Below are 23,013 nucleotides of genomic sequence, written 5' to 3'. Positions count from 1 at the left end.
CTATTCCGGGACGGCCCACCACACAGTGGTCTCGCCGTACTTCTTGCGTCGCGCCTGCACGAGACCCGCTGGCCAGACCGGCTCGGGGGAGCGTGAGCTCCGTTCGACCACGACGAGCGAGTCTGGGCCGAGGATCCTCAGGACTGCCGCGAGGTTCGACGCCAGCTCCGCCTCGGGCAGGTCGTACGGCGGGTCGAGGAACACGAGGTCGAACGGACCGACCGCTGACTCGAGGTAGCTCTGCACCGGCCGTGACGCCACGTCGATCTTCACCGTGCCCGGCGCTGCGTTCGATACGGCCTTTGCGTTGAGCCGGCACACCGCTGCCGCCTGCGACGAGCGTTCAACGAGAACCACCTCGCTCGCGCCACGACTCGCCGCTTCAAGGCCGAGGGCACCGGATCCGGCATAGAGGTCGAGCACCTGTGCACCATCGAGAATATCGCGAGCGTCGAGTGCCGAGAACATGGCCTCGCGAACCTGGTCGCTCGTCGGCCGCGTGCCGGATTTGGGGACCTTCAGGGGCAGGGAACCGGCAAATCCGGAAACGATTCTTGTCACCAGCCCACAGTACGCTGAGCCGCGACGTCGGTGCGGCCGAATAGACTCGGAGCATGAACGCCCAGCCTCTGGCCGCCAAGCTTGACAGCGTCATCGGTGGTCGCACGGCGTCAGCGTTCAAGCGTGCCTTTGGCGTCGTCACCGTCGGCGACCTGCTGGAGCACTACCCGAGACGATACGCGCGGAGGGGCGAGCTCACGGCCCTGAGTGAGCTGCCGGTTGGTGAACCGGTGACGATCGTCGCCGAGGTGATCGAGGTGCGTGAGCGCACCATGAAGGCCCGCAGGGGGTCGATCCTCGAGGTTCGCATCACCGACGGAAAAGGCATCCTGAGCCTCACGTTCTTCAACCAGGCGTGGCGGACGCGAGAGCTTCGCCCCGGAGCGCGCGGGATCTTCGCCGGCAAGGTCGGCGACTACAAGGGCGCACTCCAGCTGGCCCACCCCGACTATGAACTCTTCGAGTCGAGCGACGCGGACACCAGCCCGGATGCTGCCAGGAAGTGGGCAGAGACCCCCATCCCGATCTACCCGGCGACGAGCACCGTGGCGAGCTGGCAGGTACACAAGGCGATGGCGCTTGTCCTTGACTCGCTGCCGGAACTGCCGGACCCGGTTCCGGCTGACGTCAGGGCCCGCGAGAACCTGCTGACCTACGGCCAGGCGATCGAGAAAATCCACCGGCCGACGTCGGATGCCGATTGGCACGTCGCGCAGGACACCCTGCGGTACCGTGAGGCGTTCCTGCTCCAGGCGGCCCTGCTTCAGCAGCGGCAGATCGCCCGGCTGGAAGAAACGACCCCCCGCGTGGCCGTGCCGGGCGGCCTGCTCGAACAGTTCGACAAGCAGCTGAGCTTCACCCTCACTGGCGATCAGACCCGGGTGGGTGCTGAAATCGCCAGGGACATGGCGGAGCCGGTGCCGATGAACCGGCTCGTGCAGGGCGAGGTGGGCTCCGGCAAGACCCTCGTCGCCCTCAGGGCAATGCTCGCTGCCGCCGACTCGGGCGGACAGTCCGCGTTGCTGGCGCCAACCGAGGTGCTCGCGGGCCAGCACCTCAGGTCGCTGGCGAAGTCGCTCGGCCCTGACCTGTCCGCGCAACTGTTCCCGACGCTGCTCACCGGAACGATGCCGACCGCTGAGAGGCGCAAGGCGCTGCTGCGAATCGTGAGCGGCCAGGCGCGAATCGTCGTCGGAACCCACGCCCTGCTCGGAGAGAGCGTGACCTTCTACGACCTCGGACTCGTCGTCGTCGACGAACAGCACCGATTCGGGGTCGAGCAGCGCGAAGCGCTTCGGCAGAAGGGGCATCAGCCGCCCCACGTGCTTGTGCTGACCGCGACTCCCATCCCGCGCACCGTCGCCATGACCGTCTTCGGCGACCTCGAGGTCAGCACGATTCGTGAGCTTCCGGCGGGCCGGGCAGGAATCGAATCGTTCGTCGCCGGTCTTGCCGAACATCCGGGATGGATTCACCGGGTCTGGGAACGGGTCAGCGAGGAAGTGGCTGCGGGCCGCCAGGCATTCGTGGTCTGCTCAGCGATCGACGTCAACGAGCCCGACGACGTTGATTTCGACCCCACCGACCCCGATGCGCAGCTGCCGGACCTGAAGGACGAGAAGGACCAGGGACCGCCGCGTTCAACAGTGGTCGGGACGCTCGCCGAACTTCGCCAGTTGCCCGCGACAAAGAATCTTCGCATCGAGGCGCTCCACGGTCGCATGCCCGGCGATGAGAAAGACCGCATCATGCGTGCTTTCGCTGCCCACGAGATCGACGTGCTCGTCGCTACAACGGTGATCGAGGTCGGTGTGGACGTTCCGAACGCATCGACGATGGTCGTGCTCGACGCAGACCGGTTCGGGGTCTCCCAGTTGCATCAGCTCCGTGGTCGGGTCGGCAGGGGGGAGTGGGCAGGGTTGTGCCTGCTCGTGACGAACGCCGCTCCCGGCACTCTCGCCAGGACCCGCGTCGACGCGGTTGCCGGCACCCTCGACGGTTTCGAACTCGCCCAGGCCGACCTCGAGCTGCGCCAGGAGGGTGACGTCCTCGGCAGCGCCCAGTCCGGCGGACGGTCCTCGCTCAAGCTGCTGCGTGTGGCCTCAGACGGCGACCTCATTGCCATGGCCAGGGAAGACGCGCAGCATGTCCTCGAGCTCGACCCGGGGCTCGACGAGCACGTCGAGCTGCGTCACGCACTTGAACAGCGCGTTGACGCGTCGGCGCGCGCGGCGTTGTCAAAGAACTAAGAACCGTCGCGGCGAATCGGGGCTCGTCACTGCGGATTGTCTGGGGGACTGGCCGTGACTCTTGTGTGTGCCGGTAGGCTGAGCCCATGCAGAGGATCGCCGTCGTTCCAGGCTCGTTTGACCCCGTCACCCTGGGGCATCTCGATGTGATCGAGAGGGCAGCCGGCCTGTTCGACGAACTCCACGTGCTCGTCGTGCACAACCCGTCGAAGGTGGCCCTCCTCCCGATCTCGGAGCGCGTCGCTCTCCTCGAGGAGTCCATTCGTGACGCCGGGATAGCGGGAAAGATCGTGGTGGCGTCGTGGAGCGTCGGCCTTCTCGTGGACTACGCGACGGACGTCGGCGCTTCGGTCCTGGTGAAAGGCATCCGTTCACAGGTCGACGTGGCCTACGAAACGCCGATGGCCATCGTCAACCGTCACCTCGCCGGCGTTGAGACAGTGTTCATGCTGCCTGACCCGGCCCACGCCCACGTGTCGAGCTCGCTCGTTCGACAGGTGTCCTCCCTCGGCGGGGATGTCAGCCCGTACGTGCCGGCGGCAGTCACACGGTTCCTCCAGCGATCATGACTTCGTTCCCGACGTCGGCGACCGACGGCCAGGCCACGGCCGTCGAAGAGACCCCGGGTTTCGACATCGGTGAGGCGCATCGCGTCGCCTCCGACATCATCCGCAACGTCGAGTCGGTCATCGATGGGAAGCACCAGGTAGTGCGGACAGCGCTCACCGTTCTCCTCGCCGAAGGGCACCTGCTCATCGAGGATGTACCTGGCGTCGGCAAGACGATGCTGGCGAAAGCGCTCGCCAGGTCGATCACGGCGACGGTGAGCCGCATCCAGTTCACGCCGGATCTCCTGCCGAGTGACGTGACCGGAATCTCCGTGTACAACCAGGCCGAGCGGCGGTTTGAGTTCAAGCCGGGAGCGGTCTTCGCGAACATCGTGATCGGCGACGAGATCAACAGGGCGTCGCCAAAAACACAGTCGGCCCTGCTCGAGTGCATGGAGGAGCGCCAGGTCACCGTGGACGGGACGACCTACCATCTGGCCACGCCGTTTACCGTGATCGCGACACAGAACCCGATCGAGATGGAAGGAACGTACGCACTCCCGGAGGCCCAGCGGGACAGGTTCATGGCGCGTATTTCCATGGGCTACCCCGACGAGTCCGCCGAGCTCAGCATGCTCGCTTCGCGGAACGTCACGAATCCGCTCGCCGATCTCGAACCCGTCGTCTCGGCGGCCGCTGTTCAGCGCCTGATGGCGAGCGTTCGGGAGGTCTATGTCTCGGATGCCGTCAAGGAGTACGCGGTCCGGATCCTGCGGGCGACCCGTGAGCACCCCGACATCAGACTCGGGGGGAGCCCGCGCGCCACGCTCCAGCTCGTGCGGGCCGCGAAGAGCTTCGCGCTCGTCGAGGGCAGGGATTTCGTTCTTCCCGACGACATCGACGCGCTCGCGAACGCTGTGCTCGGCCATCGCCTGATGCCAACGAGCAGGGCTCTCGGCAACCACCAGCACACCGACGAACTCATCCGCGACATCATCGACGGCATCGTCGACGAGACGGCCGTGCCACCGTCACGCAACACCGGGACCTGACATGCCGACGCCCAGCCGTGGGAGTTCGCGGGCCGTCAGGCCCACGAGGCGCGGCTGGAGTGTGCTTCTCACCGCTGGTGCTGTCCTCGTCGGTGCGACCCTCATCGACAGGAGGGAAGGCCTCTACCTTTCAGCGTTCCTGGTGCTGCTGTTTGCGGGCAGCGTTGTTTACGTCCACGGTCACAGGCCAAGGCTCACCGCTGTTCGCTCGTTCTCGCCACCGAGCGTGATGGTCGGCGAGCCGGCCCTGGTGCACACGAGAGTGACATCGAAGACGGACCTGGAGACTGTGACCGTCTGGACGGAGCAGGTACCAGCGGCGTTCGGACGCACCCCGACCGGCGAACTGCCGCGCGGCAGGTGGCAACCCGGGCGAGGGTATTCCGCCGACCTCGAATACGAACTCAGGTCGTCGCGCCGTGGACGGTACCCGATCGGGCCACTGTGGGTGACCCACGGTGATCCGTTCGGCCTCGTTGTGGCCGAACGGGCGATCGCCGGTTCGAGGGAGATTTCGATCACTCCCCGCGTCAGTGTCCTCGCCAACGCGGGGCTCGCGAACGCGAGCGGTGATGGCGTCCGTCACGAGCTGAATCACTTCGCGGCCCACCGCGCGGACGAACTCATCGCGCGTGAGTACCGCACGGGCGATTCGCTGCGTCGCGTGCACTGGAGCCAAACGGCCCGCAGGGGCGAACTCATGGTGAGGCAGGAGGAGCGCCAGGGGGACCCGGAGGCGGCCATTGTGCTCGACACCGCACTCGCCGGCAGGGGAGAGGCGAACGGTGCCACCTCCGACGCCCACTTCGAACGCATGGTCGAGCTGGCTGCATCGCTCGGCGTACATCTCCTCGATGCGGGCTACCAGCTCTCGCTCATCGAATCGGCGACGGATGCTGTCTCGAACGCCGACGGGGCCTCGCCATACCGGATCTCACGGTTCGAACCAGGCGCTGCGCCCGCCCTGCTGGATACCCTCGCTGAAACACAGCGCCATCCCGTTCGGGACGGTTACGACGCCACAGCCGGCCTCGGCACGGTGATCAGGAGAACCGGAAAGGTGATGCCCGTCTTCGCGGTTCTCGGGCACGTATCGCCCACCGGTGCCAGGCGGCTGGCCGCGATGAAGATCAACGCAGCGCCAGCCGTCGCTTTCATCACTCAGGACGAGCGCCAGCTGCGAAACGCCGACTCGACCGAGGCCCAGGTGCTCGGCGACGCCGGGTGGCGAACCGCACAGTTGACCGAGCGCACTCCGGTCGTCGAGGCCTGGTCTCTCGTGGCGTTCGGAGCGGCCGGAGGGCAGACGGGCAAGGGGGGTCGCGACCGTGTCGGGAACTAAGACAGCGCCCCGGCGTCCGGCGGCGCCGCAGCCGGCGACGGCGACCGGACGCCAGCCGGGCCGCGGCCAGGCGGCCAGGCGGAGGACGGGCGGCGACCTCTGGCCGATGAGCCTTGCGACCCTGCTGGTCTACACCGTCGCCATTTCCACACTGTCCCCGCTCCTCAGCGGCGCTTCGTGGTGGCTGAGTATCGCCATGCTCGGAGTCGTCATTCTCTGCTCAGCAGCAACGGCTCGCGCGCTCGGTGCCAGGACGGGCATCGGGTGGCTCGTCGGCGTTGTGGTCTGGCTCGCCATGCTGGTCCTCTTTTTCGCTCCGGATACCGCGCTCGCCCTCGTGGTCCCCACCTGGGACACCGTCGAGACCTTCCGTGAACTGACGTCGGATGGCTTCCGCTCGATCAGTCGACAGGGCACCCCGGCAAACGCCGACGTCGGAATCCTCTTCGTCCTCGCGGTGGGAGCCGGTGCATTCGCTTTACTCAGCGACCTGCTCGCGATCGTCAGCCGGATGCCGGCGCTCGTCGGAATTCCGGTCGTGGCCATTGCACTGGTTCCCGGTTTCGTTATCGGCGAGGTCAACCTTGTCGCGCTCGCCCTGTGTGCCGCCGCCTATCTTGTTCTCCTCGCGGCGGATACGCGGGTGCGCCAGTCGGCAGCGCGGCATCCGAAAGGCATGCTCGGCATCGGAGCGTTCGCGGTCATCGGCGCACTGCTCGCGGCAGCGGTCGCCCCCGGCTACAACGGTGAGAGCCTCTTCCAGGCGACGGGGGGTTCGACATTCGGTCGCGGTGTGAGTCCGCTCGTCGATCTCGGCAAAGACCTCCGGCGCCCGGGTGGCGCCCGTCAGTTCACCTACACGACGACGACAGATGAATCCCTGTACTTCCGCTTGCTCACTCTCGACCAGTTCGACGGGACCACGTGGTCGTCGAGCCGTTCGAGCGAACGGGTGGTCAACGAACCAGACCTCATGGTCGAGGTGCCAGGGCTGTCCAGTGACGTGGCGACGGAGCCGACGACCACGACGGTCGATGTCGCCGCCATGGTTGCGCCGTGGGTTCCCGTTCCGTTCCCCAGCGTTCGCGTCGCCGGTCTCTCGGGGCGGTGGTCGTGGGACGTGGATGGGCTCACGCTCTCCAGCCGCCTGTCGAGTGCGAGCGGGCAGACCTACATCGCCGAGAGCGTGCTGATCAAGCCGACGCGGGAGCAACTGATCGCCGCACCCGGTGACTACCCGGATAACGTCAGCCGGTTCCTCGAACTGCCTGACGACATCCCCCCGATCATTACGGATACCGCTGCCCAGATTGCAGGGCAGTCGACAAACGGGTTCGACCGGGCGTTTGCGCTCCAGCAATACCTGCGGAGTACCGACTTCACCTACTCCATTGAGGCCCCCGTCGACGATGGCTATGACGGCGACGGCTTCGACGTCATCGCCCGGTTCCTCGAGAAGAAAAGCGGGTATTGCGTCCATTACGCCTCTGCCATGGCCATCATGGCGCGGGTGCTCGGCATTCCGGCACGGGTGTCGCTCGGGTACCTGCCCGGCGACAGGGTGGGGAGTGTGGGGGAGCGGCGCAACTACGCAGTCGCGACCGATGACCTGCACTCCTGGCCAGAGTTGTATTTCACCGGCATCGGCTGGGTTCCGTTCGAACCGACGCCGGGGCGGGGTTTCGTTCCGGACTATGCAGTGTCGGTGGCGACGGGCAGCCCAACGGCAAATCCCAATGACCTCGACTCCGGCAACCGGAATGCGCAGGAGCGCGCCCCGGTCGAGCAGGCGCCGACAACACCCGCCGGTTCGGCACAGGCCGATTCCGCACCGCCGGTGGGAATCATCGCCGCCCTCGGCGCCGTCATTCTCGCCATCGTCGGGTTCCCCGGCGTGGCCAGAGGCCTGCGACGTCGCCGCCGGTTCCGCGCGCTCAGAGCGGGACGCGCCGGCCCCATCGACGCCTGGCAGGAGGTGAGCGAGACGGCGCTCGATTTCGGCATCGGAGCGAATGTCACCGAGACCCCACGCGGATTCGCGGCGCAGCTCACCCGGTCAGTCGCGCTCACCGGATCAGACGCCGAGGCGCTCGATCGCCTGCTCGGCAGCGTCGAGCGGCTCAGATTCTCGGCTCGCGCCGACCCGAGCGCGGGCGAGGCGCTCGCGGCCGATGTCGAACGGATCACGAGGGCGATGGCCACGGCGTCGACGCTGCCCGTACGGTTACGCGCGACGCTTGCGCCGGCATCCGTTCTGCACCCAACACCCAGCAGACGCTCAGCGGGCGTGCCAAGGTCACTGTAGAATTTCTCGGTGACCAAATACACCAAACTGCCATTCGCGGTGAACGTCCGCGACCTCATACGGCGACCGGGTGAAATGCAGGAACGCGACATCACGGTCGACGCTCCGGAGACCTGGGGCGCCGGCCTCATCGCCGTCACTCAGGGAACCCCGGTTTACGAACGAGTCCGCCTTGAGTCGGTTCACGAGGGGATCCTCGTTACTGCCGAAGCCGAAACTGTTGCGACCGGAGAGTGCGGAAGATGCCTGATTGACATCTCCCAGAGCGTCCAAGTCGAGTTTCAGGAGCTTTTCGCGTACTCTGGTGAAGAAGCTTCTGACCTAGAGGTTCACAATGACCATGTGGATCTTGAACCTCTGATCAGAGACGCAGTGGTTTTATCACTGCCGTTTCAGCCGGTATGCCGGCCAGATTGCCCCGGACTCGACCCAGAGACCGGCGAGCGACTGGCAGATAACCCGGATAGAAAACCCCAAGAGCATCTGGATCCTCGCTGGTCCGCGCTCGCCGGGTTCTCCCAAGACCCAAGCTCCGACAACTCGGATGCTCCAAGCAAAGAAGAGAGATAAGTCATGGCTGTTCCGAAGCGGAAAATGTCACGAGCCTCCACCCGTGCACGCCGTGCGCAGTGGAAGGCTGAAGCCCCCACCCTGGTGAAGACGGTCGAGAACGGCAAGGTTACGTACAGCCTTCCGCACCGTGCCAAGGTCGTCGAAGACTCCGCCGGCACCGCGCTCTTCATGGAATACAAGGGCCGCAAGGTCGCCGACGTTTAGTCAGCCCTTCGCTCGCTGAGACCGAAGGCTGAGAAGTGTCGGTAACAGACAGCACGACAGACCGAGGGTCGCTACTGGCGGCCCTCGGTGTGTCGCTTAACGAAGCGGTGTTGGAGCATGCGCTCACACACCGCTCTTTTGCGTACGAAAACGGCGGCATCCCGCACAACGAACGCCTCGAGTTCCTCGGCGATTCGGTGCTCGGACTGAGCGTCACCCAGAAGCTGTACCGGGAGAACCCGGAGCTGCCCGAGGGCGCACTCGCAAAGATGCGCGCGAGCGTCGTCTCCACCGTTGCGCTCGCTGAGATCGCGAGAACCATCGGCCTCGGCCCCCATCTCCGGCTCGGCAGGGGCGAAGAACTTACGGGCGGCCGCGACAAGGCCTCGATCCTGGCCGACACGATGGAAGCGCTCATCGGCGCCGTGTACCTTGACCAGGGCCTCGAGACCGCCTCCGCACTTGTGCTGCGACTGGTCGAGCCGCTCCTGGAGGACCCGGCACGGTTCGGCGCGGCGATGGACCCGAAGACGAGCCTGCAGGAAGTCGCTGCACGCCTCAACGCTCCGGCCCCTGTCTACGAGATCGAAGCGTCCGGGCCGGATCACAACCGGATGTTCGTCGCCACGGTGACCGTGGGCACTCTCGCGACCGCGGTCGGTGAGGGCTCGAGCAAGAAACACGCCGAAATGGCGGCAGCGTTGAGCGCATGGACCGAGCTGAGTGCCCGAGCTTCCTGAGGTCGAGGTGGTGCGAGCCGGCCTCGAGCCCGCCGTCACCCGTGCGCTGATCACGAGCGTCGACGTTCTCGACGCGAGGAGCCTCAAACGCCACCCGGCGGCATCCGGGGTCTTCGTCGACCTGCTCGAGGGACGGCGGATCCTCGCCGCGACGCGTCGTGGCAAGTTCCTGTGGTTTCCGCTCGATGACGACACCGCGCTCGTCACCCATCTCGGCATGAGCGGGCAGATGCTGCTGCGTTCGCCGGGGACCGACGACCGGCTGACACGTATTCGCATCGGCATCGAGTCGCCAGACCACGGTGAACTCCTCGTCAATTTCGTCGACCAGCGCATCTTCGGCGGGATGGCTGTCGACACCCTGCTGCCTACGCCGGACGGTCGTCCCGGTGGTTTCTCCGGTGCTGCCCAAGGGCCGGCGCGCGTACCAAGCCAGGTGGCCCATATCGCACGGGATCCGCTCGATGAGGCCTTCGACGACGCGGGGTTCCTGGAACGCCTTGGCCGCAAGGGCACAGGGGTCAAGCGCGCGCTTCTCGACCAGACCCTGATCTCTGGCATCGGCAACATCTACGCCGACGAGGCGCTGTGGGCTGCGAAGATCCACTACGAGCAGCCGGCGTCTTCCCTGTCGAAGCGGAGAGCCGGGCTCCTGCTCGCTGAGGTTCGCGCCGTGCTCGAGAAGGCACTGGCCGAGGGCGGGACCAGCTTCGACGCGCAATACGTCAACGTGAACGGGGCGAGCGGGTACTTCGCCCACAGCCTCAATGCCTACGGGCGACAGGGCCAGCCGTGTCCCCGCTGTGGAACACCACTGCGGCGGGAGAAGTTCATGAACCGGTCATCGCACTTCTGTCCGCGCTGCCAGCGACGGCGCTGAGTACGCGTTCGCGACACTGGGCGACCGCTCAGCATGCTTGCAAGGGATAAATGTCGTGCTTGTGCCAGAATCTCGATGTTGACTTCGCTCGCTCCATTTGAAGGACCAGAGAATGCCTAAGCCGCTGTTCATCACGCTACTAATCGTGCTTCCGTTCATCATTGGGGGAGCGACAGGCGACGGTCTCTTCTTCGTGCTCACCCTCTCGTTGGTTCTCATCGCGAACCCGGTTATCCGCACCATCCGCAAAAACCGATATTTCGGATCCGAACACTTTCAGGCTCTGAAAACTGAGATTGCGACGGTCGTGGCCGAGCACAACGACGTGGTGAATTACGTCCAGGAGATCCGATCGCACGGTGCGTTCGACCTGGGAGCCTCCTCAACCGGTCAGCATGCCCACCTTGCGTCGTTCGAGAATACGTCTGCGTGGAACAACCGTCGCGACCGAAACGTAGCTGAGTACGCACCCCACGTCCACAACGCATCACTGCAGGTCGTGCGCAACGCGAGCGCCGACCCAATCAAATACCTAATGAAGTACTTCGGCATCAAGGCTGATCCGGCGACCCTCTCCGATGTTCAGCGGGTCGCTGATGACGTCTCTCGGCTCGAACAGGCTGTGGCCAACGTCCGAGAACGCGAAGCTGATATCACGGCACGAATCGACCCGCCTGGGTTCATTCTGAAACACTACCGCGAGGAGTTTTGGAAGCAGGTGGGGGTTCACCTATCACCCATCGAAGTGCCATACCCGCATTACAAGTTTCAGTACACGTCCGCGGGGGGCAATACGGGGCAGGCGACCAACATTCAGCTGAACACTCCGACGTTGGAGGCGCTGTCCGAGGTTTTGGTGGAGAGAATCCGCTGGGCGAAGTCCGCTGCTGGCCAGCGCGCGCTCATGACAGCGAGGCTTCGCGGACAGATCAAGGAACGCGACCGGTACGCGTGTTTGCAGTGCGGAGTCTCGCTGGTCGATGAGCCGCACCTGTTACTCGAGGTCGACCACATCATGCCCGTTTCTAGGGGCGGCCTCAGTACGCCCGAAAACCTTCAGACGCTGTGCTGGCGTTGCAACCGCTCGAAGGGCGCGAGGATAGTCTCGTAGAGGGATTTGCCCAGGTTCTAACGCGCGGCGAGGCGCTGGACACGCCTTGCTTGGGCAACATTGCGTTAAGCACAACGCCCGCGCTCATTGGCAGAGTCTGCGAGTCAAGCGGATTCCGGTTCGCTGTGAGAAGTTCATGAACGGGTCATCGAACGTCTGCCTGCGCTCCAGCGTCGACGCGCAATACGTCAACGTGAACGGGGGGAGCGGGTACTTCGCGCACAGCCTCAACGCTTACGGGAGACAGGGCCAGCCGTATCCCCGCTGTGGAACACCGCTGCGGCGGGAGGAATTCATGAACCGGTCATCGCACTTCTGTCCGCGCTGCCAGCGTCGGCGCTGAGCAGGCGTTCGCGACAACCGAAACCGCCACCCCCGCCCGCACCACCCCGCTAGGGCATCCGTGCGCCGCCGGCTTCAACTGTCGCAGATGCACGCTAATACGATCCGTCCCGTGCATTTGCGACCGCCAAACCGCCCGGCATCCGTGCGCCGCCGGCTTCAACTGTCGCAAACGCACGTCATAACGCTCCGTTCCGTGCATTTGCGACCACCGAACCGTGACTCCGCCCGCACACCACCGCGTCCCGGCATCCGGTGCCGTCGGCTTCAACTGTCGCAAACGCACGCCATGCCGCTTCGTTACGTGCGTTTGCGACCACCGAACCGCCGGGGCGGCGCCGCCGTCGGGTTCAACTGTCGCAAACGCACGCCATAACGCTCCGTGACGTGCGTTCGCGACCACCGAACCGTCGGGGCAGGGGAAGATGGATGTATGACACTCGCCTTCATCCGCCACGGCCAGACCGAATGGAACTTTGAGAACCGGCTCCAGGGTTCCACCGATATTCCCCTCAACGACACGGGTCGGCAGCAGGCGCGTGACGCGATCGCGACGCTGGATGGAGTCAACTGGGAGGTCATCGTCAGCTCACCTCTCCGCCGCGCCAGGGAGACCGCGTCGATCATCGCCGAGGGCCTCGGCATCGAACTCGGCCCCGCATACGACGAGCTCGTCGAGCGGAATTACGGCGAAGCCGAGGGTGCAACCGCGGAGATCATCGCTGAGCGCTGGCCGGACAGGGACTTCCCTGGTCTCGAATCACTCGAGTCAGTCGTCGCACGCGGCACGGCAGCAATCGAGCGGGTACACGCCGACTACGGCGACCGCAACACACTCATCGTGTGCCACGGCACGATCATTCGGTACACGCTGTCGTCGCTCGCCGGACGTCGGTTCGACCAGATTCGCAACGCGTCTGTCGCGACATTCGACAGGCTGGGCGAAGGGTGGCGGGTGCTCAGCGTCAACGACGAACCGGTCGAAGAGGTGCCCGTCGGCTGAGCGGCCGTACCGGAGCCCCGGCACGACTCGTGACTGAGGTGACGCTGCAACCGGTAGTTCCGGTCACACCACCTTCTTCCATGACGCTTCGTAAGCCACAGGGATAAAGCCGACGGCTTCGTTCACGCTCAGCATCGGACGGTTCTCCTCGGCGTTGAACGTGATGATGGCGGGTGTCCCGGGCGAGACGCGCATGAGCTGCTCGAGGTTTGCGAGCTTCAGCAGCATCCCCAGCCGGTGTCCACGGTGCTCCCGGAGTACGAGCGTGTCCTCCTGAATAGCCGTCTTGCCCTCCGCTTCGGGAATCGCGATGTCGGTATAGCCGACGAGCCGGCCCGACGCGATGTCCAGCGCCGCTGAGGTCAGGTTCGTCCGCCCTCCGGCCTCGTTGCGATCGTCGAGATTGGCCACGCGAGCTTCGTCCCACTGCTCTTCAGCGAATTCCAGACCGGCGGCGGGGGCATCCGTCGACATTCTCTGGTGCAACCGTGCGATGTCGGCGAGCCACTGCTCAGGGCACCGGCCCACCCACTGAACGACCCGGTAACCCGTCGCGTGCGATTCGGCGACACGTCGGTTGTCGGCGATAACCTCCGGATCGACAGGGAGGTCGATTCGTGACACCCGCGCCACCTGCTCCAGGCGGTAACCGTTGACCTCGGCGAACCGGGCGGCGGTTGAGTCACGGTCAACGGCACCAAAGCCGGTGGGCGGCACGACGACATCGTTGCTCTCCGACGGACGGTGCATGCTGAACGGCTGGAGCACCCGCAGGCCGTTGCCGTCGGCGAGAGCCTCGAGCACTCGAAGCAGGGCTGTACCAATACCTCTCCGGCGAAAGTCTCGGTCCACCTCGATTTCGAGAAACGCGGCAGTAGCACCCTCCTCCGGTTGCCACTCATACACTCCGTACCCGACGATGCGGCCATCCAGACGGGCGAGGAAGAGCCGCTTGGGAGCGAAGCGGTCGTGCCAGCCCGGAAAGTACTCCTTCGGCGTCCGCGTCAGGTCGTCTGTGCCGAGCGTTTCCTCCTCGACCCTGTTGCGCAGGTCCACCATCTCGATGAATGATCGGCCGTCGGGCGAATCGAGGGTGGCGGGAATGGCGAGTTCGTCGATCGACACCGCGTCAATCAGCGGGTGCGTAAACATGTTCGGTTCCTCCCTGTCTTGTGCCGGCGTGCCGCCAGGCAGCGGATCAGCCTAGCCACGGCCGATCAGGCTGTAAAGGGTGGCTATTTCGCGCGAATGCCCGGGTCTGTCGGGGTTTACGACGGTTCGTTGGGTACGGTAGTGCTGAGAATTCGCGTGGCATAAGCGCGAAGAGACCGGAGACAGCGTGTATTTGAAGAGCCTTACCCTCAAGGGCTTCAAATCGTTCGCGCAACCGACGACCTTCGCATTCGAGCCCGGTGTGACCTGTGTGGTCGGCCCCAACGGATCCGGGAAGTCCAACGTCGTGGACGCTCTCGCCTGGGTGATGGGCGAGCAGGGCGCGAAGACACTTCGCGGCGGCAAGATGGACGACGTCATCTTTGCCGGCACGTCGACGCGCGGGCCGCTCGGCCGCGCCCAGGTGATCCTCACCATCGACAACTCGGACGGTGCGCTCCCGATCGAATACACCGAGGTGACAATCAGCCGCACGCTGTTCAGGAACGGGGGCAGCGAGTACGCGATCAACGGCGACACCTGCAGGCTGCTCGACGTACAGGAACTCTTGAGCGACTCGGGGCTTGGGCGCGAGATGCACGTCATCGTGGGGCAGGGCCAGCTCGATGCGGTGCTCAGGGCGAGCCCGGAGGAACGCCGCGGCTTCATTGAGGAGGCCGCAGGCATCCTGAAACACCGCCGCCGCAAAGAGAAGACGCTTCGCAAGCTCGAGGCCATGCAGACCAATCTCACGCGGCTGAGCGACCTCGCGGGGGAGATCCGCAGGCAGCTCAAGCCGCTCGGACACCAGGCCGAGATCGCACGGGAAGCGCAGACCATCGCTTCCATCGTTCGTGATGCCAAGGCGAGGCTGCTCGCCGACGAGGTCGTCACACTCAGGACCCTGCTCGACGGTTACGGCCGAACCGAAAGCGAGCGGCACACCGAACGCATCGTGCTGCAGGAACAGCTCGAGCAGAAACAGCTGCGCATCGCGCGGATCGAGCAGGCTCAGGTCGGCGACGCCGTCGATGCGGCACGGCGCACGAGCTTCGCGCTCGAGTCCGTGCAGGAGCGGCTCCGCAACCTCTTCACCCTTGCCAACCAGCGGCTCGCTCTTCTCGGAGCGCAGTCAGAGTCATTCGACGCATCCTCGAGTGTCACGCGGAGCATGGTCGACGATGCGCGGGCCGAGGTCGATGCGTTGAAGCAGGCCATCCTCACCGCGGAAGACGCCTGGCGATCAGCACAGCAGGCGACCATCGCCTCCCGCGAGCGACTCGACGCCGTCGACATGGAAATTGCCGCCCAGAGCGCTCTCGTCTCCCGGCACGACCTGGAGATCACGAAGCTCACCGGACAGGCGGACGCCGCGTCGTCGAGACTGGCCGCGGTGCGTGGTGAGCGTCTCCGTCAGGAGAACGCCCTTGCGGCAGCGACGGAACGCAGGGATGCTGCCGTGCAGCACTTCGCCGAGGTGGAGGAAAGCGCGGCAGACGTGGATGCGGGGGAGAACGGGCTCGACGAAGCGTACGAACTCGCCCAGGGGAGGGTCTTCGAGACCGAGGCCGAGATCGAACGCCTCCGCGAACTGCTCCACGGCCACGAGCGTGAGCGTGACGCGCTCGCCGCACAGACCAGCGCCCTTTCCCGGGCACTCAACATCAAGGACGCCTCTGCCGACCTCATCGCCGCCGGCCTCGACGGCATCCGCGGCGTTGTCGCCGATGCGGTCTCAGTGAAGCCCGGATTCGAGGCCGCCGTCGCATCGGCCCTCGGGACGCTCGCGGACGGGCTCCTCGCCGACGACAGGGCTGCCGCCGAGCGCGCCATCGCGCACGCGAAGGATCACGACCTCGGCCGGGTCGAAATCGTGATGGCGGATGCCACGGCGCGGCGGATCGAATGGCCGGCGATCGCGGGCGTGGTTCCCGCAACGAGTGTGGTCACAGCTCCGGCCGGTGTGCTCGGCATCCTGAGTTTCATTGGAATCGCCGACGATGTCGACGCTGCACGCCTCGCCGCACCGCAACTCGGCACGCTCGGTGGACCCGTCACCCTGATCACCCGCACCGGAGACGTGCTCACCGACTTCGTCCTCCGGGGAGGATCGGGCGCCAAGCAGGGCCGCATCGAACTCATCGCCGAGCGCGACGCCGCGGCTGAGCGGCTGACCGAGGTGACCTCGGCGCTCGAGGACGTCAGGTTCGAACTCGACGAGCAGCGGACCGCGCTCGCCGGAGCGAAGGAACTCTCGCGTGCCGCACTCGGCGCACTGCGCGAGTTCGACGCGCAGCTGGCGGCGCAGGCGGAGAAACTCAACCGGGCACGGGTCCAGGTCGAGGCGTCGACCGCGGAGAGCGACAGGCTTCAGACCGCTTTCGCGGAGTCTGCTGGTGCGGTGGCCGAGGCGGAGTCCGCAGCCAACAAGGCCAGGGCCGAACTGGATGCCGCGCGCTCAAGGCCCCGGCCAATTCTCGACGTTTCGGGACGCGAAGCCCTGCTTGTCGAACTCGAGCAGGCCAGGGAACGTGAGATCGAGTCCCGGCTGCAGCTCGAGACGGCGAGGGAACGCGTCAGGTCAGAGGAGCAGCGGGTCAAGAACCTGCTCACTCAAATGGAATCCGACCGCGTCGCCGCGGAAGCAGCCGCGCGTCGCGCCGTGATCCGTGGGCGCCAGATCGACGCCGCAACCGCCGTCGCGAACATCCTTCCCTCGGTGCTCGACTCGGTGGACGGGTCCGTTGCCGAGGCAAAGCTCGTACTGGCCAGGGCGGAGGAGGAACGAGCGAGCCAGAATGCCGAGCTCACCGGCTTGCGCCGCGAGGAGCAGGGCCTGCGTGAACGGCTTCAGGTCATCACCGAAAACGTGCACGCACTCGAACTTCAGATCTATGAGAAGAAGCTGCACCTCTCCAGCCTGCTCGAACGGGCGGCTTCGGAGCTGGGACTGGTCGAGGACGTGCTCGTTGCCGAGTACGGGCCCGATGTGCTCATCCCCACCGAGCAGGCGACAAACGAAGGCGACGGCGAGAACGAGAGCGACGGCATGCCGTTCTCTCGTCCCCAACAGCAGAAGCGGCTCGAGAAAGCGGAGCGCAAACTCGCTCAGCTCGGGCGCGTGAACCCGCTCGCCCTCGAGGAGTTCGCCGCGCTCGAACAGCGACACAAGTTCCTCACCGAGCAGCTCACCGACCTCACCAACACGCGCAAGGACCTGCTGACGATCATCGAGGAGCTCGACGACAAGATGCAGGCGATCTTCGCCAGCGCCTTCGACGACACTCTCACCGCGTTCGGTGAGGTCTTCCCCGTCCTGTTCCCCGGCGGTACCGGCAGCATCTCGCTGACCAACCCCGACGACCTGCTCACGACGGGCATCGAGGTCACCGTGAAGCCGGCGGGCAAAAAGATCGAACGGCTGTCGCTCCTCTCCGGTGGGGAGCGCTCGCTGGCGGCAGTCGCCCTGCTCATCGCTATTTTCAAGGCGAGGCCGAGCCCGTTCTACATCATGGACGAGGTCGAGGCAGCCCTCGATGACGCGAACCTCGGCCGACTGCTCACGATCTTCGAAGACCTTCGGCGGTCGAGTCAGCTCATCGTGATCACGCACCAGAAGCGCACGATGGAGATCGCGGATGCCCTCTACGGCGTCTCCATGCGGCAGGACGGAGTGTCTGCCGTCGTCGGTCAGCGGGTGGCAAACGAGGAGAAGGCGAGCTGACGACTCGTTAGTCTTAGTACATGGCACAAACTTCGTCCTGGTCCCTGTCGGGCGCACTCAAGGGCATGTTCTCCAAGCCCACCATCGACGAGACCACGTGGGAAGACCTCGAGTACGCGCTGCTCACCGCTGACTTCGGCCCGGATGTCACCGAGGCGGTCATCGATGACCTGCACGCCAAGGTCGACAGGTACCGCACCACCGACCCGCGTGACCTCCAGCGGATGCTCCGCGAATCGATCGAAGAGCGTCTCTCGAAATACGACACAACGTTGAAGCTCACCGAACGGCCCGCCGTTGTGCTCGTCGTCGGCGTGAACGGCGTCGGCAAGACCACGACGATCGGCAAGTTCTCGAAGTTCCTCGGCACGTACGGACGCACTGTCGTCGTCGGAGCGGCTGACACCTTCCGCGCCGCCGCCGTCGAGCAGCTCGCCACCTGGGCTGAACGCGGGGGAGCGCAGATCGTGCGCCCGCAGCAGCACGCTCAGGACCCGGCATCCGTCGCTTTCCAGACCGTCGACTTCGCCAAGAGGAACGGCATCGAGATCGTCCTCATCGACACCGCTGGACGGCTGCAGACCAAGGGCGGCCTGATGGACGAACTCTCCAAGATCCGCCGCGTCGTCGAGAAGCAGGCGCCGATCTCTGAGGTGCTGCTCGTGCTCGACGCGACGACGGGTCAGAACGGGCTCGCGCAGGCGGAGGCGTTCATTGAGCACGCCGGTGTGACAGGGCTCGTCCTCACCAAGCTGGACGGATCCGCGAAGGGCGGCTTCGTGCTCGCGGTCCAGGAGAAGACCGGTATTCCGATCAAGCTCGTTGGCCAGGGCGAGGGCATCCACGATCTCACCGGCTTTACTCCACACGTCTTCGCACAGAAACTGGTTGGCTGACATGACAACGGAACACGACTTCTTCGGCGCGCTCGAAAGCGACGAACACGGCGGAATCTACTGGTCGGAGACCGTCGAGGTCGGCGACCAGCCCGTCGACGTCTCGGTGAGTTCTCCCGGCGACCGGACCGTCACCGTTGAAGGCCTCGACACCGCTGCCGGCTTCGTCAGCTCCCTCGACGGGCTCGACCTGCGTGCCCGTGAGGCGATGCTCAGCGACGTCGATAACCGCAGCTCTGACGTGACGAGCTTCATCGAAGCAACGGTCGAAGAGGTGGGGGAGGACCTGCCCGAGATGCTCGTCGACCGGTCAGGTGATAACGACGTCGACATCATCCGTTCGCTCCAGCTCATCCGCGTCGCGATCCACCCCCACCAGACCGGTGAGGGCGCGCCGTTCGCGGCCTTCGAGTTCGCATTCGACCCAGACAACTCCGACCTCGCGCTCGTCGTCTCGCTGTCGAACAGGGGCGAGTCGGTCGGCATCGAACTGCTCGAGTAGACACTCTCAGCCAGAACGTCACGCGGTACCGCCGAGGCTCGGTAAACTGGATCTCAAATGGCTACTTTTGGAAACCTCTCAGACCGGCTCTCCGAGACTTTTAAGAACCTCCGCAAGAAGGGTTCGCTGTCGGCATCGGATGTCGACGGCACAGTCCGCGAGATCCGTCGCGCCCTGCTCGACGCCGACGTCGCCCTCGACGTCGTCAAGGAATTCACCGGCAAGGTTCGTGAACGCGCCCTCAGCGATGAGGTCAACAAGGCGCTCAACCCGGCGCAGCAGGTCGTCCAGATCGTCAACGACGAGCTCGTCGCCATCCTCGGTGGGCAGCAGCGTCGCCTCGAGTTCGCGAAGAACCCGCCGACGGTCATCATGCTTGCCGGTCTCCAGGGTGCGGGTAAGACCACACTCGCGGGCAAGCTCGCCAAGTGGCTCGCGAAGGACGGCCACACGCCGCTCCTCGTCGCCGCCGACCTCCAGCGCCCCAACGCTGTGACGCAGCTGACTGTGGTCGCCGAGCAGGCTGGCGTTGCGATCTACGCTCCCGAGCCGGGCAACGGTGTCGGTGACCCCGTTCGGGTCGCGAAGGACTCCATCGCCTACGCCAAAACCAAGCAGTTCGACACGGTCATCGTCGACACCGCCGGTCGCCTCGGCGTCGACGCCGAGCTGATGAAGCAGGCATCGAACATCCGCAAGGCCATCGACCCCGACGAGGTGCTCTTCGTCATCGACGCCATGATCGGTCAGGATGCCGTCAAGACGGCCCAGGCGTTCCAGGAAGGCGTCGACTTCACCGGCGTCGTGCTGTCGAAGCTCGATGGCGACGCCCGCGGTGGTGCCGCGCTGAGCGTGGCATCCATCACCGGTCGTCCAATCATCTTCGCGTCAACGGGTGAAGGACTCGACGACTTCGAGCCGTTCCACCCCGACCGGATGGCGAGCCGGATCCTCGACCTCGGTGACATCCTCACCCTCATCGAGCAGGCGCAGTCGGCGTTCGATGAAGAAGAAGCTCTCGCCATGGCCGAGAAGTTCTCCACGGAGACCTTCACGCTCGACGACTTCCTCAAGCAGATGCAGCAGCTGCGCAACATGGGCTCCATCAAGAAGATGATGGGCATGCTCCCCGGCATGGGCCAGATGAAGCAGCAGCTTGACTCATTCGACGAACGCGAGATCGTTCGCACCGAGGCCATCATCCAGTCGATGACCCTCGCCGAACGCCAGAACTCGAAGCTGCTCAACGGCTCGCGCCGCCTGCGCATCGCGCGCGGTTCGGGTTCGACGGTGACCGAGGTCAACGCCCTCGTGAACCGGTTCGAGCAGGCCGCGAAGATGATGAAGACCGTCGCCAAGGGTGGCGTGCCGCAGATCCCTGGCATGGGACCGATCCCCGGCGCGCGCAGCGGCGGTTCGAAGAAGCAGCAGCCCAAGAAAAAGGGCTCGAAGAGCGGTAACCCGGCCAAGCGGGCGACGGAAAATGCGGCACTCGCGTCGGGAACCAAGCCCGGTGCTGCCCTGACGCCCGGTGGAACCGGGTTCGGCCTCGGCGGCGCGACCGGTCAGGGCCAGGCCGCTCCCACCGAGGAAGAACTCGCGACACTGCAGAAGTTCCTCGGGAACTGACCCTCGGTCACTCCGCGATTCGAACACACCCGTTCCGGTCGAGAACACCCGTTACAACGGATGTTCTCGACCGGAACGGGTGTTCTCGTTCCAGGGCTGCCGGATCAGGGCCGACCGATCGGGGGCTGCCGGATCAGTGGCTGACTGAGCCGGCCCTGAGTTCGCCGATCAGCGCCTTCACCACGGCGGTAAGGTCGCCGTCGTTCTCGGCCGCCGTCGCCTGCTGGCGGGTGTAGCTCCCGCCGGACGCGACGATATCGGGAATCGAGGCGAGTTCGTCCGCGCAGCCCAGCCGCTCGGCGATCGGGGCGAGAGAATCGACGAGGTCACGGATGTCGTCCGTCACCGGCCGTTCGGTGCCGTGCCTGTCGGTGATGATGGTCGCTTCGAGGCCGTAACGGGCGGATCGCCACTTGTTCTCGCGCACGTACCACGGCGGCAGGGTGGGCAACTCGTGTCCCTCGTCGAGGAGCGTCGAAAGGTGCTCAACAAGGCAGTGGATGAGGGAGGCGACCGCGGCGAGCTCCGCGTGTGTCGAGGCGCCGTCGCAGAACCTGACCTCGATGGTGCCCCAGTGCGGCGACGGGCGGATGTCCCAGCGCACCTCGGTGTAGTCGTCAATCGTGCCGGTCGCCGTCATGTCTTCGACGTACGATTCGAACTCGGCCCAGTCCGCGACCTGGTACGGCAGCCCGGCCGTCGGAAGCTGCTGGAACATCAGCGAACGGTTCGACGCGTACCCGGTGTCGATTCCGCCCCAGTACGGGCTCGACGCGCTCAGGCCCTGCAGGTGCGGGAAGAACCTGAGCATGCTGTTGAGGATCGGAATGACCTTGTCGCGGTCTTCAATACCGACGTGCACGTGCATGCCCCAGATGAGCATGTTGCGGCCCCACCACTGGGTGCGCTCGATGAGCTTGTGGTACCTCGCCTTGTTCGCAACGGGCTGATCGAACCACTGCCCGAACGGGTGTGAGCCGCTTCCGATCAGTTCGATGCCGCGGGGATCCGTCACTCGTCGGACCTCGGTGAGCTGGGCGTCGAGGTCGGCGACGGCATCGGAGACCCGGTGGTGCACGGAGCTCACGAGCTCGATGGTGTTGAGGAGCAGCTCACCGGTGATGCGGGGGTGGGGCTGGCCTTTCGGGCTCTCGAGGTCCTGGAGAACCTCGTCTGCCGCGGAAACGAGTTCACCGGTGTCGCGATCGACGAGGGCGAGTTCCCACTCGATCCCGACGGTCGACCGTTCAGATCGTGTGAACTCAATGCCCATACCGTTGTCCGAATCCGCCGCGCGGGAGCGCAGCACCCTTTCATCATTCCACGCTCCGCGGTGCTGCGGACTTAGGCTCTATGCATGATGACAACTCACGAACAACGACCCGTTCGCATCGGTGTGCAACTGGCGCCACAGCACGCCCAGTACCGAACCATCCGTGACGCAGTATCCGAACTCGAAGACGCTGGCGTCCACATCCTGTTCAACTGGGATCACTTCTTCCCGCTGTCTGGCGAGCCTGACGGACTCCACTTCGAGGCGTGGACGATGCTCGGCGCCTGGGCAGAGCAGACGAGCCGGGTCGAGTTCGGCACGCTCGTGAACTGCAACAGCTACCGGAATGCCAACCTCCAGGCCGACATGGCCAGAACCCTCGACCACATCTCAGGCGGTCGTTTCATTTTCGGAACCGGTGCAGGCTGGTTCGAGCGTGACTACGACGAGTACGGGTATGAATTCGGCACCCCGGGCTCCCGGATCGCCGCACTGGCCAGGGACCTGCCCGTCATCGAGGACCGCTGGTCGAAACTCAACCCGCCGCCGGTGCGGAAGATCCCCATCATGATCGGGGGAGGCGGCGTAAAGAAGACGCTGCGCATCGTCGCAGAGCACGCCGACATCTGGCACAGCTTCAGCTCGCCGGAGGTGCTCGCCGAGAAGCTCGAGATTCTCCGCACTCACGGGGAAGCGGTTGGGCGTGACGTGAGCGAGATCGAAATCTCGACCGAGGTGCGGGGATCAAGTGAGGAGAACGCCGAGAAGCTGTTTGAGCTCGGAACCACAATGTTCACGATCGGTCTCAGCGGGCCTGACTATGACATCGCGAAGGTCAAGCGCTGGCTGGGCTGGCGCGACCGCATGAACGGCTGAGGACCGGCAACGGAACGTGGTCACACTATGCCGAAATATCTGACAGAATGG

The 23,013-nt window shown here is 65.2% G+C and carries 19 protein-coding genes and 1 pseudogene; 17 read left to right on the top strand and 3 right to left on the bottom strand.

Features of this window, described 5'->3' with window-relative positions; all coding sequences use genetic code 11:
• Nucleotides 1-561, bottom strand: coding sequence for a 16S rRNA (guanine(966)-N(2))-methyltransferase RsmD (gene rsmD, locus C3E77_RS09115; protein WP_108391349.1), 561 nt, complete (start codon nt 559-561; stop codon nt 1-3).
• Between the two features lie 53 nt (nt 562-614).
• Here rsmD and C3E77_RS09110 point away from each other — a divergent pair, with 53 nt between their 5' ends.
• From C3E77_RS09110 to C3E77_RS09055, 12 genes and pseudogenes are all read left to right on the top strand, one after another.
• The gene (locus C3E77_RS09110; protein WP_108391348.1) at nt 615-2,810 is read left to right on the top strand and encodes an ATP-dependent DNA helicase RecG; all 2,196 of its coding nucleotides are present in this window, start codon (nt 615-617) and stop codon (nt 2,808-2,810) included.
• An 86-nt stretch (nt 2,811-2,896) separates the two neighbouring features.
• Nucleotides 2,897-3,379, top strand: a complete 483-nt coding sequence (coaD, locus tag C3E77_RS09105) for a pantetheine-phosphate adenylyltransferase (RefSeq protein WP_108391347.1) — start codon at nt 2,897-2,899, stop codon at nt 3,377-3,379.
• Nucleotides 3,376-4,410, top strand: a complete 1,035-nt coding sequence (locus C3E77_RS09100; protein ID WP_108391346.1) for an AAA family ATPase — start codon at nt 3,376-3,378, stop codon at nt 4,408-4,410. Before coaD ends, C3E77_RS09100 begins: the two co-directional genes overlap by 4 nt.
• Before the next feature lie 61 nt (nt 4,411-4,471).
• On the top strand, nt 4,472-5,752 hold the full coding sequence (locus C3E77_RS09095; protein ID WP_162924962.1) for a DUF58 domain-containing protein: 1,281 nt from the start codon (nt 4,472-4,474) through the stop codon (nt 5,750-5,752).
• Nucleotides 5,739-8,057, top strand: a complete 2,319-nt coding sequence (locus C3E77_RS09090) for a transglutaminase TgpA family protein (RefSeq protein WP_162924961.1) — start codon at nt 5,739-5,741, stop codon at nt 8,055-8,057. Before C3E77_RS09095 ends, C3E77_RS09090 begins: the two co-directional genes overlap by 14 nt.
• Before the next feature lie 9 nt (nt 8,058-8,066).
• Nucleotides 8,067-8,627 carry a YceD family protein gene (locus C3E77_RS09085; protein ID WP_416046374.1) on the top strand — a complete coding sequence of 187 codons (561 nt, stop codon included), beginning with the start codon at nt 8,067-8,069 and terminating at the stop codon, nt 8,625-8,627.
• 3 nt (nt 8,628-8,630) lie between these two features.
• Complete coding sequence (rpmF, locus tag C3E77_RS09080; protein ID WP_108391343.1) at nt 8,631-8,834, top strand: 50S ribosomal protein L32; 204 nt, start codon at nt 8,631-8,633, stop codon at nt 8,832-8,834.
• 74 nt (nt 8,835-8,908) lie between these two features.
• Nucleotides 8,909-9,574 (top strand): ribonuclease III, encoded by a 666-nt coding sequence (rnc, locus tag C3E77_RS09075; RefSeq protein WP_416046383.1) that lies wholly within the window; start codon nt 8,909-8,911, stop codon nt 9,572-9,574.
• Complete coding sequence (gene mutM, locus C3E77_RS09070; RefSeq protein WP_108391341.1) at nt 9,558-10,454, top strand: bifunctional DNA-formamidopyrimidine glycosylase/DNA-(apurinic or apyrimidinic site) lyase; 897 nt, start codon at nt 9,558-9,560, stop codon at nt 10,452-10,454. The genes rnc and mutM overlap by 17 nt, the downstream gene beginning before the upstream one ends.
• Nucleotides 10,455-10,566: 112 nt before the next feature.
• Entirely contained in the window at nt 10,567-11,565 is a 999-nt protein-coding gene (locus C3E77_RS09065) for an HNH endonuclease (RefSeq protein WP_108391340.1), read from the top strand.
• Nucleotides 11,566-11,731: 166 nt separating this feature from the next.
• A pseudogene (locus C3E77_RS09060) lies at nt 11,732-11,908 on the top strand (zinc finger domain-containing protein); the annotation flags it as partial.
• Nucleotides 11,909-12,340: 432 nt separating this feature from the next.
• On the top strand, nt 12,341-12,910 hold the full coding sequence (locus tag C3E77_RS09055) for a histidine phosphatase family protein (RefSeq protein WP_108391339.1): 570 nt from the start codon (nt 12,341-12,343) through the stop codon (nt 12,908-12,910).
• 63 nt (nt 12,911-12,973) lie between these two features.
• Here the strand turns inward: C3E77_RS09055 and C3E77_RS09050 are convergent, their stop codons facing one another.
• Nucleotides 12,974-14,062: a GNAT family N-acetyltransferase gene (locus C3E77_RS09050; protein ID WP_108391338.1), complete on the bottom strand. Its 1,089-nt coding sequence runs from the start codon at nt 14,060-14,062 to the stop codon at nt 12,974-12,976.
• 187 nt (nt 14,063-14,249) lie between these two features.
• On the opposite strand from C3E77_RS09050, the gene smc reads away from it, so the two are divergent.
• The 4 genes from smc to ffh are packed head-to-tail and all read left to right on the top strand — an operon-like array spanning nt 14,250 to nt 20,813.
• Nucleotides 14,250-17,786: a chromosome segregation protein SMC gene (smc, locus tag C3E77_RS09045; RefSeq protein WP_108391337.1), complete on the top strand. Its 3,537-nt coding sequence runs from the start codon at nt 14,250-14,252 to the stop codon at nt 17,784-17,786.
• Nucleotides 17,787-17,806: 20 nt separating this feature from the next.
• The gene (gene ftsY, locus C3E77_RS09040; RefSeq protein WP_108391336.1) at nt 17,807-18,682 is read left to right on the top strand and encodes a signal recognition particle-docking protein FtsY; all 876 of its coding nucleotides are present in this window, start codon (nt 17,807-17,809) and stop codon (nt 18,680-18,682) included.
• A 1-nt stretch (nt 18,683) separates the two neighbouring features.
• Nucleotides 18,684-19,184, top strand: a complete 501-nt coding sequence (locus tag C3E77_RS09035; protein ID WP_108391335.1) for a DUF2004 domain-containing protein — start codon at nt 18,684-18,686, stop codon at nt 19,182-19,184.
• A 57-nt stretch (nt 19,185-19,241) separates the two neighbouring features.
• The gene (gene ffh, locus C3E77_RS09030) at nt 19,242-20,813 is read left to right on the top strand and encodes a signal recognition particle protein (protein WP_108391334.1); all 1,572 of its coding nucleotides are present in this window, start codon (nt 19,242-19,244) and stop codon (nt 20,811-20,813) included.
• 133 nt (nt 20,814-20,946) lie between these two features.
• Here ffh and C3E77_RS09025 read toward each other — a convergent pair whose 3' ends face one another.
• Nucleotides 20,947-22,086 (bottom strand): glutamate--cysteine ligase, encoded by a 1,140-nt coding sequence (locus C3E77_RS09025; protein WP_108393210.1) that lies wholly within the window; start codon nt 22,084-22,086, stop codon nt 20,947-20,949.
• An 87-nt stretch (nt 22,087-22,173) separates the two neighbouring features.
• Between C3E77_RS09025 and C3E77_RS09020 the strand changes: the two genes are divergently transcribed.
• A complete protein-coding gene (locus C3E77_RS09020) occupies nt 22,174-22,962 on the top strand; it encodes an LLM class F420-dependent oxidoreductase (RefSeq protein WP_108393208.1) in 789 nt (262 codons plus the stop codon).
• Nucleotides 22,963-23,013 lie beyond the last annotated feature (51 nt).

Source organism: Mycetocola zhujimingii (assembly GCF_003065425.1).
In the GTDB taxonomy this organism is placed as follows: domain Bacteria; phylum Actinomycetota; class Actinomycetes; order Actinomycetales; family Microbacteriaceae; genus Mycetocola_A; species Mycetocola_A zhujimingii.
The sequence above is the reverse complement of the archived record's forward strand: the minus strand, read 5'-3'. Positions and strand labels throughout refer to the sequence as shown.